General features: G+C 68.9%; 12 protein-coding genes and 2 tRNA genes. 9 read left to right on the plus strand and 5 right to left on the minus strand.

Going from position 1 to position 12,960, the window contains the following annotated elements:
* Positions 1–10: 10 nt before the first annotated feature.
* The 3 genes from gyrA (at position 11) to IE153_RS16975 (ending at position 3,609) form a co-directional block, all read left to right on the plus strand.
* Positions 11–2,605 carry a DNA gyrase subunit A gene (gene gyrA, locus IE153_RS16965; RefSeq protein ID WP_031105342.1) on the plus strand — a complete coding sequence of 865 codons (2,595 nt, stop codon included), beginning with the start codon at positions 11–13 and terminating at the stop codon, positions 2,603–2,605.
* Between the two features lie 19 nt (positions 2,606–2,624).
* Complete coding sequence (locus IE153_RS16970) at positions 2,625–3,422, plus strand: DUF3566 domain-containing protein (protein ID WP_189590511.1); 798 nt, start codon at positions 2,625–2,627, stop codon at positions 3,420–3,422.
* A 110-nt stretch (positions 3,423–3,532) separates the two neighbouring features.
* Positions 3,533–3,609, plus strand: a tRNA-Ile gene (locus tag IE153_RS16975).
* Positions 3,610–3,923: 314 nt separating this feature from the next.
* Here IE153_RS16975 and IE153_RS16980 read toward each other — a convergent pair.
* Positions 3,924–4,280, minus strand: a complete 357-nt coding sequence (locus IE153_RS16980) for a DUF6344 domain-containing protein (protein WP_189590512.1) — start codon at positions 4,278–4,280, stop codon at positions 3,924–3,926.
* 337 nt (positions 4,281–4,617) lie between these two features.
* On the opposite strand from IE153_RS16980, the gene IE153_RS41635 reads away from it, so the two are divergent.
* Together IE153_RS41635 and IE153_RS16990 are read left to right on the plus strand one after the other, a co-directional pair.
* Positions 4,618–4,746: a DLW-39 family protein gene (locus tag IE153_RS41635; protein ID WP_003999697.1), complete on the plus strand. Its 129-nt coding sequence runs from the start codon at positions 4,618–4,620 to the stop codon at positions 4,744–4,746.
* A 221-nt stretch (positions 4,747–4,967) separates the two neighbouring features.
* Complete coding sequence (locus IE153_RS16990; RefSeq protein ID WP_189590513.1) at positions 4,968–6,245, plus strand: hypothetical protein; 1,278 nt, start codon at positions 4,968–4,970, stop codon at positions 6,243–6,245.
* Positions 6,246–6,272: 27 nt separating this feature from the next.
* Here the strand turns inward: IE153_RS16990 and IE153_RS16995 are convergent, their stop codons facing one another.
* Together IE153_RS16995 and IE153_RS17000 are read right to left on the minus strand one after the other, a co-directional pair.
* Positions 6,273–7,736 (minus strand): serine/threonine-protein kinase, encoded by a 1,464-nt coding sequence (locus tag IE153_RS16995; protein WP_189590514.1) that lies wholly within the window; start codon positions 7,734–7,736, stop codon positions 6,273–6,275.
* Positions 7,737–8,018: 282 nt separating this feature from the next.
* Positions 8,019–8,567, minus strand: a complete 549-nt coding sequence (locus IE153_RS17000) for a helix-turn-helix domain-containing protein (RefSeq protein WP_189590515.1) — start codon at positions 8,565–8,567, stop codon at positions 8,019–8,021.
* A 181-nt stretch (positions 8,568–8,748) separates the two neighbouring features.
* Between IE153_RS17000 and IE153_RS17005 the strand changes: the two genes are divergently transcribed.
* Positions 8,749–8,821, plus strand: a tRNA-Ala gene (locus tag IE153_RS17005).
* A gap of 160 nt (positions 8,822–8,981) precedes the next feature.
* Here IE153_RS17005 and IE153_RS17010 read toward each other — a convergent pair.
* Positions 8,982–9,683 (minus strand): DUF5324 family protein, encoded by a 702-nt coding sequence (locus IE153_RS17010; RefSeq protein WP_189590516.1) that lies wholly within the window; start codon positions 9,681–9,683, stop codon positions 8,982–8,984.
* Between the two features lie 338 nt (positions 9,684–10,021).
* On the opposite strand from IE153_RS17010, the gene IE153_RS17015 reads away from it, so the two are divergent.
* Together IE153_RS17015 and IE153_RS17020 are read left to right on the plus strand one after the other, a co-directional pair.
* Positions 10,022–10,549, plus strand: coding sequence for a peptidylprolyl isomerase (locus IE153_RS17015; protein WP_097217938.1), 528 nt, complete (start codon positions 10,022–10,024; stop codon positions 10,547–10,549).
* 88 nt (positions 10,550–10,637) lie between these two features.
* Positions 10,638–11,528: a rhomboid family intramembrane serine protease gene (locus IE153_RS17020; RefSeq protein ID WP_189590517.1), complete on the plus strand. Its 891-nt coding sequence runs from the start codon at positions 10,638–10,640 to the stop codon at positions 11,526–11,528.
* A 254-nt stretch (positions 11,529–11,782) separates the two neighbouring features.
* Here IE153_RS17020 and crgA read toward each other — a convergent pair whose 3' ends face one another.
* A complete protein-coding gene (gene crgA / locus IE153_RS17025) occupies positions 11,783–12,037 on the minus strand; it encodes a cell division protein CrgA (protein ID WP_030846986.1) in 255 nt (84 codons plus the stop codon).
* 140 nt (positions 12,038–12,177) lie between these two features.
* On the opposite strand from crgA, the gene IE153_RS17030 reads away from it, so the two are divergent.
* Entirely contained in the window at positions 12,178–12,960 is a 783-nt protein-coding gene (locus IE153_RS17030) for a DUF881 domain-containing protein (RefSeq protein WP_189590518.1), read from the plus strand.

Raw genomic sequence — 12,960 nt, forward strand, 5'->3', positions numbered from 1 at the left:
TTCACCAGCAATGACCGACGAGAACACTCCCGTGACGACGCCCGAGGGTGACGCCCTGGCCATGCGCGTCGAGCCCGTCGGGCTCGAGACGGAGATGCAGCGCTCGTATCTCGACTACGCGATGTCCGTCATCGTCTCGCGTGCGCTGCCGGACGTCCGTGACGGCCTCAAGCCCGTCCACCGGCGCGTCCTGTACGCCATGTACGACGGCGGCTACCGCCCCGAGCGCGGCTTCTACAAGTGCGCCCGCGTCGTCGGCGACGTCATGGGCAACTACCACCCGCACGGCGACTCCTCCATCTACGACGCGCTGGTCCGCCTCGCGCAGCCGTGGTCGATGCGCATGCCGCTCGTCGACTCCAACGGCAACTTCGGCTCCCCGGGCAACGACCCGGCCGCGGCCATGCGGTACACCGAGTGCAAGATGGCGCCGCTGTCGATGGAGATGGTCCGCGACATCGACGAGGAGACCGTCGACTTCACGGACAACTACGACGGCCGCTCCCAGGAGCCGACCGTCCTGCCGGCCCGCTTCCCGAACCTGCTGATCAACGGCTCGGCCGGTATCGCGGTCGGCATGGCCACCAACATCCCGCCGCACAACCTGCGCGAGGTCGCGGCCGGCGCCCAGTGGTACCTGGAGAACCCCGAGGCCTCCCACGAGGAGCTGCTGGACGCGCTCATCGAGCGCATCAAGGGCCCGGACTTCCCGACCGGCGCGCTCGTCGTCGGCCGCCGGGGCATCGAGGAGGCGTACCGTACCGGCCGCGGCTCCATCACCATGCGCGCGGTCGTCGAGGTCGAGGAGATCCAGAACCGCCAGTGCCTGGTGGTCACGGAGCTTCCGTACCAGGTCAACCCGGACAACCTCGCCCAGAAGATCGCCGACCTCGTGAAGGACGGCAAGATCGGCGGCATCGCGGACGTCCGTGACGAGACCTCCTCGCGCACGGGCCAGCGCCTGGTCATCGTGCTCAAGCGGGACGCGGTCGCCAAGGTCGTGCTGAACAACCTCTACAAGCACACCGACCTGCAGACGAACTTCGGCGCCAACATGCTGGCGCTGGTGGACGGCGTGCCGCGCACGCTCTCGCTCGACGCGTTCATCCGCCACTGGGTGACGCACCAGATCGAGGTCATCGTCCGCCGTACGCGCTTCCGGCTGCGCAAGGCCGAGGAGCGGGCGCACATCCTGCGCGGTCTGCTGAAGGCCCTGGACGCCATCGACGAGGTCATCGCGCTGATCCGGCGCAGCGACACCGTCGAGATCGCCCGCGGCGGCCTGATGAGCCTGCTGGAGATCGACGAGATCCAGGCCAACGCCATCCTCGAGATGCAGCTGCGCCGACTGGCCGCCCTGGAGCGCCAGAAGATCGTCCAGGAGCACGACGAACTCCAGGCGAAGATCAACGAGTACAACGAGATCCTCGCCTCCCCGGTCCGCCAGCGCGGCATCGTCAGCGCCGAACTGGCCGCGATCGTCGAGAAGTTCGGCGACGACCGCAAGACGACGCTGATCCCCTACGAGGGCGACATGTCCATCGAGGACCTGATCGCCGAGGAGGACATCGTCGTCACGGTCACCCGGGGCGGCTACATCAAGCGCACCAAGACCGACGACTACCGCGCCCAGAAGCGCGGCGGCAAGGGCGTGCGCGGCACGAAGCTCAAGGAAGACGACATCGTCGACCACTTCTTCGTGTCCACCACGCACCACTGGCTGCTGTTCTTCACCAACAAGGGCCGCGTCTACCGCGTGAAGGGCTACGAGCTGCCCGACGCCGGCCGGGACGCGCGTGGTCAGCATGTCGCGAACCTGCTCGCCTTCCAGCCGGACGAGGCGATCGCCGAGATCCTGGCGATCCGCGACTACGAGGCGGTTCCCTACCTCGTGCTCGCCACCAAGGCCGGACTTGTGAAGAAGACGCCTCTGAAGGATTACGATTCGCCCCGTTCCGGTGGTGTGATCGCCATCAACCTTCGCGAGGGTCAGGACGGTTCGGACGACGAACTGATCGGAGCCGAGCTGGTCTCGGCGGACGATGATCTGCTTCTGATCAGCAAGAAGGCGCAATCGATCAGGTTCACTGCATCGGACGACACCCTGCGGCCCATGGGCCGTGCCACCTCAGGTGTCAAGGGCATGAGCTTCCGCGAGGGAGACGAGCTGCTCTCGATGAATGTTGTTCGACCCGGTACGTTCGTGTTCACTGCCACAGACGGCGGGTACGCGAAGCGGACCAACGTCGACGAGTACCGCGTCCAGGGTCGCGGTGGCCTCGGCATCAAGGCCGCCAAGATCGTCGAGGACCGTGGATCCCTCGTCGGCGCGCTGGTGGTCGAGGAGACCGACGAGATCCTCGCCATCACGCTGTCGGGCGGTGTGATTCGTACGCGAGTCAACGAGATCAGGGAAACCGGCCGTGACACCATGGGCGTCCAACTGATCAATCTGGGCAAGCGCGATGCCGTCGTGGGCATCGCTCGCAACGCCGAGGCGGGGCGCGAGGCGGAGGAGGTCGACGGCGACGTGGTCGTCGACGAGACCGCCGAAGGCGCCGTGACCACCGGCACGGACGAGGGTGAGGCGCCCTCGGCCGAGTAGGCACGAGGAGTGAGTCAGCGTGAGCGGAGCCACGGGCGCCGGACCGGCCGGAACCTCGAGGGGTACGGAAGCGGACGACGGCGGTCGTGGCTCCGCCGCGCGTGCGGCGGACCCGCACACGACCAACCTGAAGGCGATCAAGTCCCCGACCAAGGACACGCCGTCGCCTGACGCGCAAGAATCACAGGGGGGAACTGTGACGGACACCCGAGGTCCGCAGACCCAGAAGAAGAAGCCCGGCACGGGCCCGTCCGCCCCCGACGCGCAGCCGCAGCCGGCCGCGCAGGAGCCGGGCACGGCCTCGCCCCTGCCCGGCGAGCGGCAGGCACAGCAGCAGGCCGGGCCGTACCACCCGCCGCAGGCCTACCCGGCGCAGCAGGCGGCGGCCGGGGGCGCCGCTGCCGGCGCCGTGCGGCGTCCTCGTACGGGGGCGCGCACCACTCCGCGCGTCCGCAAGGCGCGGCTGCGGGTGGCGAAGGCCGACCCGTGGTCGGTGATGAAGGTCAGCTTCCTGCTCTCCATCGCCCTGGGCATCTGCACGATCGTCGCGTCCGCCGTGCTGTGGATGGTCATGGACGCGATGGGCGTCTTCTCGACGGTCGGCGGCACGATCTCGGAGGCCACCGGCTCTAACGAGTCCAACGGCTTCGACCTGCAGGCCTTCCTGTCGCTGCCCAACGTCCTGATGTTCACGTCGATCATCGCGGTCATCGACGTGGTCCTGGCGACCGCCCTCGCGACGCTCGGCGCGTTCATCTACAACCTGTCCGCGGGCTTCGTGGGCGGTGTCGAGCTGACCCTCGCCGAGGACGAGTGACATCACCTCTGTCGTTGCCCTGACGGTGCCCCGACAACCGATTTTGGGACTGCCCGTGTCGTGCGCTAATCTTCAGGAGTCAGCGCGCGGGACACACCGCAGAGCGCGGCGGGGCTATAGCTCAGTTGGTTAGAGCGCATCCCTGATAAGGATGAGGCCACAGGTTCAAATCCTGTTAGCCCCACCAGCGAAAAGACCCTCAGTCGATACCGGCTGGGGGTCTTTGGCATGCATGGCTGACATCAGCCGAACCGTGCGACATGGCTTCGGTCCCCGGTCAAGCGATGGCGATCCGTGCCAGGGCTCGCGTGGCGACCGCACGGGGGCATAGGGGTCTGCCACCGCGAGCACCGCACGGTGGCGTGTGGCTTTGTGTCGAGACGGCCCACTGGGCATGTCCTGATCCAGGGCCCGGTCCGTGGATCAGGACATGCGTAAGCCCGGCCGCTCTGTCGAGCTGCCGGGCTTTGTACGCAGATCGCTTGGGTGGTGTTCCGGGGTTCAGCGCTTCAGGGGCGTGAGATGGTCCGCGTCGGGGTCCTCGTCGGTGCAGTCGGTGCCGGGGGAGGACACCGTGTCCGCGGGCGAACGGTGCCGGCAACGGGGGGTCTTGCCGTGGGCCTCGGCTCGGATGCGCTGCTTCATCGTGGGGGGCAGGGCCCTGGGGGAGGACCTGGGGAACGTCGCCGGTGCCGCCGTCCGCTGCTGCGGGATGCTCGCGCCGTTGCTGTTGCTCTTCTGCTCGGCCTGCGGTACGGCCGCGGCGGCGGTCGTGGTGACGAGTCCGAGCGCCGTGCACAGCGCGATGAATGCGGTGACGATGGCGGTCCACACCTTCATGACCTTGTTCCGGGCCATGGCCCCTCACTTTCGGGTTGGGCGATTTGCGTACTTTCCTCATGATGTGTATGAGGGCCGAGAAGTGGTGGACCTACGCCCGTGGCGCGTCGATGTTCAGATGAACACCACCCGGATGGCCTCAAGAGTGGCGAAAACGTAAGGAGAGCGGATAAGGGAGGTCAAAGTAACCGTCCGTCGGGGTGTGATCACCCTCCGATCGGAGCGGTGTATTCCGCTTCTATCCCGGTCACCGGGACGGGAGTTGAGGGCCGACTCAGGTCACCGATCGGTATCGGTCGGTGTGTATAGTCGGGCGCCAGAGGTCCCCTACGTCAACGAAAGACGAGGTCGCGCGGTGAAGAAGCTTCTCCTGGTCGCACTGGCCGCCATCGGCGGGCTCCTCGTGTACCGCCAGATCCAGGCGGATCGCGCCGAGCAGGATCTGTGGACGGAGGCGACTGACTCCGTGCCCACGGGTTCGTGAGTCACGACAACCCAGACCAAGCACACCCCGGCCGCCTCGCGGTCGGGGTTTTGTGTGCCGAGGGCCGGTCGTGAACCCGGCCGGCGCGGCAGGATGGGCCACGGTGGCACGGCTTCGTGACCGGCGACGGTGAGGGGTGGCGCGTGAGGGGTCGGTGTCGTACGGGACGGTGTCGTACGGCGTGGGGGCTGCGCGCAGGGGCGTGGCGCCGCCGTCCGGCGGTGGCCGTGCGCGTCGGCGCCGCGGCGGTGGTGCTGGGGGCGACAGCGGCCGTGGTGCCGGGACAGGCCGCCGCAGCCGGAGAGGCCGTCGGCACACCGAGCCCGTACGCCTTCGCCGACGGCGCGCAGAGCGTCGAGGGAGCGCGAAGCACCGGAGACGCCGCCCTGCTGCAGCCCGGCGGGACCTACAGGAGCTCCCTGCCGAGCAGCGGCAAGGTCAGCTACCGCCTCGACCTCGACGCCGCGTCGAACGCGTACGTCTCCGTCACCGCCGTCCCCTCCCCCGGCAGCACGGTCTCCGTCATCGACGGGGTCAAGGTGACCGTGCAGGACGCCGAGGGCACCACCTGCTCCGACGACACCGCGACTTTCGGAGCCGCACGCAGCCCCCACCCCATCGCGGCCTGGGGCAAGCGCGAGACCGGCAGGCCGCTGTGCCGGAAGGCCGGTGCCTACTTCGTGTCCGTGGAGCGCGCCGACCCCGACGGTGAGGGCTCCTCGCCGAACGCCTGGGATCTGGAACTCGTCGCGATGACCGAACCCGGGGAAGCGAAGACCGGGGCGACCAGCGCGCCCGAGGCATGGAACTCCGCCACGCCCCAGCCGCTCCAGGGAGAGCCCGAGCGCCGGAAGGGCGGCGCGGGATTCAGCGGGGCGACCCCCGTCGACCAGGGAGTCTGGCGGGACGACATCCGGCCCGGCCAGACCCTCTTCTACGAGGTGCCGGTCGACTGGGGGCAGCAGCCGTCCGTCACCGCGGAGCTCGGCAGCTCGGACTCCGGCGGCACCGGCTACACGTCCGACGCGCTCGACCTGGATCTCTACAACCCCGCACGCGGCCGTGTCGCCGACGTGGGGGTCGGCTACGACGGGGATCAGAAGTCCGGGAGCCTGCCTCCTCTGCCACCGGTCGACCACGCCAACCGCTACGCCGCCACCGCACAGGTCAGCGCGCTGCGCTTCGCCGGTTCCTACTACCTCGTCGCACACCTCTCGGAGGCCGTCGCGGACACCTTCGGGGACGGGCCGTTCGTGATGACCCTGCGCGTCCGCACGAGCGGGGAGCCCCGGAGCGGGCCCGAGTACGCGGGGGAGTCCGTGCCCAAGGGCGTCTTCGAGGTCTCGGACGAGGACCGTGAGGCGGCCGCGGAGGGTGTGGCCGCGGGCGACGACACCGCCATGAGGGCGCTCGCCGTGGGCGGCATCGGCACCGGGAGCGCCCTGCTCGTGGGGCTCGGGGTCTGGACAGTAATGGCCAGGCGGAGGACCACAACGTAGGCGGACCCTGGTCTGGCGCAGGACCCCTCAGATGCGGGTGAGGGCCCAGAAGCCCACCGCGTAACAGGCCAGTGCGAGGAGCAGCAGCGGCACCGCCACCTTGGCCGGAGGCCCTGCGTGGGAACGCCGCTGTGCCCGGTGCCGTGACGGCGTCTGGCCGACCGATGGGGCCTGCGGGCTCTGCGCGGTGTACGAGGCCGTGGAGGCGTCCGCGCGGTACCGCTCCGCAGGGGGCAGGGGCGGGCCGGAGTACACCGGCGGGAGTGGCTGGGCGGGGGACAGCCGGTGCGTCGGATCGTGGGGGGAGACGGGCGCCTGCTGATACGGAGCCGGCCCGGCCGGCCCGGGCATGGGCGACGACGTGACGGTGGCCTGCGGAGGCGGCAGATGGAAGCTGCCGGTGTCCGACATCGAGGGCAACGGGGCGGAGTCGGGGCCGGTGGCGCGTCGCGGGTCGGTCGGCACCGCCTCGGCGCCTTGCTGCCAAGGCTCGGCGTGCTGCCCGCCGGACACCGAGAGCTCGCCCCCGCCGTCTCCCTGCCGGGACCGCTCCTCTCCGGCCCCCGAGGAGCTGGGCGGCTCCTGCCTCGGCCCCAGCCCCTTCGCTCTCTCCAACGGCCCCTCGGGGGCGAACCCCCTTGGAAGCGGGCCGAGTTGATCGAAGATCTCGATCAGCTCGTCGTCCGGACCCGGGTCCGGCAGGAGCTCCGTGGCGGCGGCGAGGGCCTTGCGTGCCCCCGTGGCCGTACGGAACCGCGCCTCCGGATCCGGCTGGAGCAACATGGCCACCACCTGCCACAGCGGCTCCGGGATGCCCTTGGGCGCACCGGGCGTCCCGTGCTCGGCGAAGTACTGGATGAGCGCCTTGCTGTCCGGCTTGGCACCCTCCAGCAGATACAACGCGACCAGCCCTACCGCGAACAGGTCGGCGGGGAAGTCCGGTTCGGCGCCCATCATCTGCTCGGGCGCGAGATAACCGGGCGTCCCGACGACGAGGTTGGTCTCCGTAAGGCGGGGCTCGCCCAGCCGCATCGCGATGCCGAAGTCGGACAGCCGCAGCCGCGGCCGGCCCGTGCCGGTGGCCTCCAGCAGCACGTTGGCGGGTTTCACGTCACGGTGCACGACGCCCTCCGCGTGCACCGCGGCCAGGCCCGCCAGCAACTGGTCGAGCAGGGTGCAGACGAAGGCCGGAGGGAGGGGACCGTAGTCCCCGACGAGATGGACCAGGGATCCGCCCGCGACCAGATCCATGGTGAACAGGACCTTGTCGTCGTCGGCGGCCCAGCTGGTGGGGGCCAGTACATGGGGGTGGTCGATCCGCAGGGCCTGTTCCCGGACGAAGCGCAGCAGCGAGTGCGCGTCGCTCTGGAGCAGGACCTTGGCGGCCACGTAGCGACGGCGGCGGTGGTCCCAGGCGCGCCAGACGGCGCCGACCCCTCCGCGTCCGATCGGGTCGACCAGTTCGTACCGGCCGGCGAAGACCTCACCCATGGCTGTACGTCGCTCCTCCCCCTGCGGCTTCCCCCCTTGCTTCCCCCTCGGTGAGCGCTACGACTCCCCGACAAGCGAAACGGCCCCCTGAATCCCCTGAATCCCCTGGATCGCGGGCATCCCCCCGACTCCCCCGAGTCCTTCGATGAGCGGTACATCCCCCTCGCGTCGACCGGTCCCCCGTACGGAACACGCCCCCTCGTGCCCGCCCGTCCGCGACGCGTCCCCCGTCACCTCACCCGCAGCCCGCTGCCGAACCCCCTTCGGCGCCGGACGGTGGGATCAGTTCTGGTGGGACTGGTAGTGCGTGACGGCGTCCGAGGTGCGGCCGGCGCCGTAGACCCGGAGGAACTCTGCCAGTTCCGGATGGCTCGGGGCGAGAGTGTCGGCGGCGTCGATGATGTCGCCCGCCGCCGCGACCGACCGCAGCAGCGACTGGATCTCACGGACGACCCGCTTGACCGTGGGCGCTCCCGAACTGCTCGTCGTCTGAGTGGTGTTGCTGAGCACCGACCCCCCTTGTGACTTCTTGATCTCCTCCATGCGCTCGGTGGCCTCGGCGGCGCTCACGCTGCCGTCCGCGACCTGCCCCGCCAGGTCCTGCAGCAGCTGCACCCGCTGCACGACAGCCGGGTTGCCGATCTTCGCCCGCTGACCGCTCATCAGCTGCGACAGCATCGGTGCGGACAGTCCCAGAACCCCCGCGAGACGAGCCTGGTTGAGACCAAGATCGTCGATGAGCCTACGGAAGAGCGCCCCCAGCGGCTCCCCGTACCAGTTCCGCTGCAGTTCCCGCGCTCTTGCGGTCGCTTCCTGCTGTGCGGCGTCCATTGCGTCTCCCCATCGCTTCCCCATGTACGGCGGTTCGCGGTAGCGAACCACGCCGAGCATCTTACGGAGAGTGGTCGGCGACGGGGACCCCCAATCTTTTTGCGGAACCACGGGGGTGACCCGGTACTCTGGTCTCCGACGCCCGCCGGGATGCGGCTCATCCGGTCGGACGTCCCCTTACGGGGCCTTAGCTCAGTTGGTAGAGCGCTGTCTTTGCATGGCAGATGTCAGGGGTTCGACTCCCCTAGGCTCCACTTCCGGAAATGCCCTCCGAACTGCGGAAACGCGGTCTCGGGGGGCATTTTTCGCGCACGGGGGCGGCTGCGGGCTGCCGGTGTTTCACGTGAAACAGCACGGCGGGGCGGGAGACCCTCAAGTCTCCCGCCCCGCCGTGCTGTTGAATCCGGTGCGCCCTCAGGAACGGTCGTCGCGCCCGGCGGCCTCGTCCTCGGCCTGCTTGGCCTCGACCTCCGGGTCCAGGACCGACGGGCCCGTGCCGTCCACGGTCGACAGATGCCCCGACTCCGGGACCTCCGTCGCCGCCGGCGGCTCCACCAGCCAGTCCGGGTTGGCCTGCTTGTCCCACCACTTCCACGCGGCGAAAGCACCACCCGCCACGGCGCCCAGGATCACCAGCGTCTTCATGGCCTTACCGGCCTTGGCCCGCCGCTCGTGCTTGCGGACCAACTTCTGGATCTCCTTGGACGTGACCTGGCCGCGCAGCGCGGCCATGGCGGCCGTACTCCGCGCCGCGGCCTCGGCCGTGACGGGCACGGCCGCGGCCACCGCCTGCTCGATCCTCGGCCTGGAGAACTCCGCCGCCTGGCGGGCGGCCTTACGGGTGCGTTCGGCGGCTTCCTGGGCGGCCTGGTCGACCTTCGGCGGCACATGCGTGCGGGCCTGCTCCAGATACGGCTGCACCAGAGTGCCGTACTGGACACGCGCCTGCCCTGCGGCCTGCGTCACCTTGGGCGCTAGCCGTACGCGTGCCTCGTGTGCGTAGTGCGCGGCCCTGTCCTTGGCCGTGTCGGCGTAGGGCGCCACCACTTCCGCGGCGTGCAGCACGCTGTCCTTCGCCGAACCAGTCGCGGCGCGCACGCTGTCGATGCGGGTCACGGGTTCCTCCTCCTCGGTGGCGTACGGTATTTCGACTTTCCACCCTTTTACGGATCATGCCTCCTGGCGCACGACCAGGCATGCGCGGAAGGGCATCCGGGTCACACAAGTCGGCATCCGGAGCCGATCACGTGCAATAGCGGATGAATAGGGGGCAACAGGAGCTTGTCGTCGACAATGCCACGGATCGCCGCCCAGCGCCCCCGCCCCGGGACTACTGGCCGGATTTTCCACGGACACCCGCCGAGGGTTTCCCCCCGCCGCACCGAGGCCGGACGACGCGAGGGCCGGTCCGTGCGAGGATCAGGGGGTCACGGAAAGACAACGGAAGGCAGATCGTGGCTGAGCAGCTCTACGCCACCCTGAAGACCAATCACGGCGACATCGAAGTCCGGCTTCTGCCGAACCACGCGCCCAAGACGGTCAAGAACTTCGTCGAGCTCGCCCAGGGCGAGCGGGAGTGGACCCACCCGGAGACGGGCGAGAAGTCCACGGACAAGCTCTACGACGGCACGGTCTTCCACCGGGTGATCAGTGGCTTCATGATCCAGGGCGGTGACCCGCTGGGCAACGGCACCGGCGGTCCCGGCTACCAGTTCGAGGACGAGTTCCACCCTGACCTGCGCTTCGACAAGCCCTACCTGCTGGCGATGGCCAACGCCGGACCGGGCACCAACGGCTCCCAGTTCTTCGTCACCGTCTCCCCGACGGCGTGGCTGAACCGCAAGCACACCATCTTCGGCGAGGTCACCGACGCGGCCAGCCAGAAGGTCGTGGACACCATCGCCACGACCCAGACGAACCCGCGCACCGACCGGCCGCTGAACGACGTGGTCATCGAGTCGGTCGTCATCGAGACCCGCTGAGTGCGACGGCTCCCGCAGGGAACCAATCGCCCCGCTCATCCGTAAGGATGGGCGGGGCGGGCTTTTCTCACACGACCTAGGGGAGACCATGGACGACCAGGCTGCGGGCAGCCCGCAGGACGCCCACAGCGTCCCCATGTGCTACCGCCACCCAGATCGTGAAACGGGCATCCGCTGCACGCGCTGCGAACGCCCGATCTGCCCCGAGTGCATGGTCAACGCCTCCGTCGGCTTCCATTGCCCCGAGTGCGTCCGCACCGGTTCCGGCACGGGCCACTCGTCCACGGCCGCCATGCCCCGGACGATCGCGGGCGGCTCCATCGCAGCCGACCCCCGGCTGCTGACCAAGATCCTCATCGGGATCAACCTGGCCGTGTTCATCGCCGTCCAGGTCCACGAGTCACTCCTGACCGACATCGTCCTGCTCGGCGCCTGGCCGCCCGCGCCCTTCACGCCCACCCAGGGCGTGGCGGGAGGCGAGTGGTACCGCATGGTGACGTCGATGTTCACGCACCAGGAGCCCTGGCACATCGCGTTCAACATGCTCAGCCTGTGGTGGCTCGGCGGCCCGCTGGAAGCGGCCCTCGGGCGCGTCCGCTATCTCGCGCTCTACTTCATCTCCGGCCTCGCGGGCAGCGCACTCGCCTACCTGCTGGCGTCCCCGAGCACGGCCACCCTGGGCGCCTCCGGCGCGATCTTCGGCCTGTTCGGTGCCACGGCCGTGTTGATGCGCCGGCTCAACTACGACATGCGGCCGATCATCGCGCTGCTGGTGATCAACCTGATCTTCACCTTCAGCCCGGGGTTCAACATCTCCTGGCAGGCCCACATCGGCGGCCTGGTCGCCGGTGTCGTCGTCGGATACGCCATGGTCCACGCCCCGCGGGAGCGCCGCGCACTGGTTCAGTACGGCGCCTGCGCCCTGGTCCTGGGTGTGGTCGTGCTCATGACCGTTCTGAGGACGGCGCAGCTCGCCTGACCAGGCGTTGTCCACAGCGGGTGTCGGATCTTGTGCATACGGTGCGGGAACACATGTGCCCCCTGTCACTGACCTGAGTTTCCGCAGGTCGGACAGGGGGCGAACAAGTTTTCGAAGACCGGTACTTCCGTCATACCGGCGTCAACGTCCAGCGGGTTATCCACAGATCGTCTTCATTATCCCCATGTGGAAAACCGCTGTGGATAACTCAGCGAACAACCCTGGGCAGAGCTGCGTTCACCGGGTCGTGGCCGCTACTTCCACTGGGTCGAGACACCGAACCCGGCGGCGATGAAGCCGAAGCCCACCACGATGTTCCAGTTGCCCAGAGAGTCGATGGGCAGCGATCCGTCGGTGACGTAGAAGACGACGATCCAGGCCAGGCCGATGAGGAACATGGCCAGCATGACCGGCGCGACCCAGGCACGGTTGCTCAGCTTGATGGCGGTCGTCTGCTTGGCAGGCGGCGGCGTGTAATCGGCCTTCTTGCGGATACGTGACTTCGGCACGAGGGTCTCTCCTGTCGATGCGCTGCGTGGCCGCGCAGGTAACTGGGTCGGTCTCGGGGCAGCGTGAGGGGACTCCGATTTGCTCCCCCGGGCGTCCGTTAGCGTAGTGCTTCCGCCGCGCCGAAGGAGATAAGGGTACGTTGAGCAATTCTGCCGACTCCCCCGGGACGGGATCCACCCCTGAGCGCGTGCGCCGTTTTCGGCCCGTGCGCATCCTCACGGCGGCAGTGTTCGCTCTCGCGGGGCTCATCTTCTTCACCAGCTTCGATACCGCCAAGGGCACCAACATCCGCACGGACAGCTCGCTGCTGAAGCTGTCCGACCTCATCCACGAGCGCAGCCGGGAGAATGGCGAGCTGGACGAGACCAACGGCACCCTGCGCCAGGACATAGAGGCCCTCGCCGAGCGCGACGACGGCAGCACCAAGGCGGAGGACGACAAGCTCACGGCCCTGGAGAAGCGCGCGGGGACGCAGAAGCTCAAGGGCGACTCGCTCACGGTCACTCTGAACGACGCCCCGCCGGACGCCACCGCCAAGCTCCCCGGCTACCCCGAGCCGCAGCCCGACTACCTGGTCATCCACCAGCAGGACCTCCAGGCCGTGGTGAACGCGATGTGGCAGGGCGGGGCCAAGGGGATCAAGGTCATGGACCAGCGGCTGATCTCCACCAGTGCCGTGCGCTGCGTGGGCAACACCCTGATCCTCCAGGGCCGCGTCTACTCACCGCCGTACAAGATCACGGCGGTCGGTGACCCGGGCAAGCTGCAGAAGGCGCTCGCGGCCTCCCCGGCGATCCAGAACTACATGGTCTACGTCAACGTCTACGGGCTCGGCTGGAAAGTCGAGGAGAACGGCCCGGTGACTCTGCCCGGCTACTCGGGCACAGTGGATCTGCATTACGCGAAGCCCGTGGAGCAGTAG

This window comes from Streptomyces massasporeus (assembly GCF_014648995.1).
Taxonomy (GTDB): domain Bacteria; phylum Actinomycetota; class Actinomycetes; order Streptomycetales; family Streptomycetaceae; genus Streptomyces; species Streptomyces massasporeus.

Coding starts and splice junctions, on each gene's coding strand:
- gyrA (WP_031105342.1), top strand. CDS start 11: ATGACCGACGAGAACACTCCCGTGACGACGCCCGAGGGTGACGCCCTG.
- IE153_RS16980 (WP_189590512.1), bottom strand. CDS start 4,280: ATGGCCCGGAACAAGGTCATGAAGGTGTGGACCGCCATCGTCACCGCA.
- IE153_RS16995 (WP_189590514.1), bottom strand. CDS start 7,736: ATGGGTGAGGTCTTCGCCGGCCGGTACGAACTGGTCGACCCGATCGGA.
- IE153_RS17000 (WP_189590515.1), bottom strand. CDS start 8,567: ATGGACGCCGCACAGCAGGAAGCGACCGCAAGAGCGCGGGAACTGCAG.
- IE153_RS17020 (WP_189590517.1), top strand. CDS start 10,638: ATGGACGACCAGGCTGCGGGCAGCCCGCAGGACGCCCACAGCGTCCCC.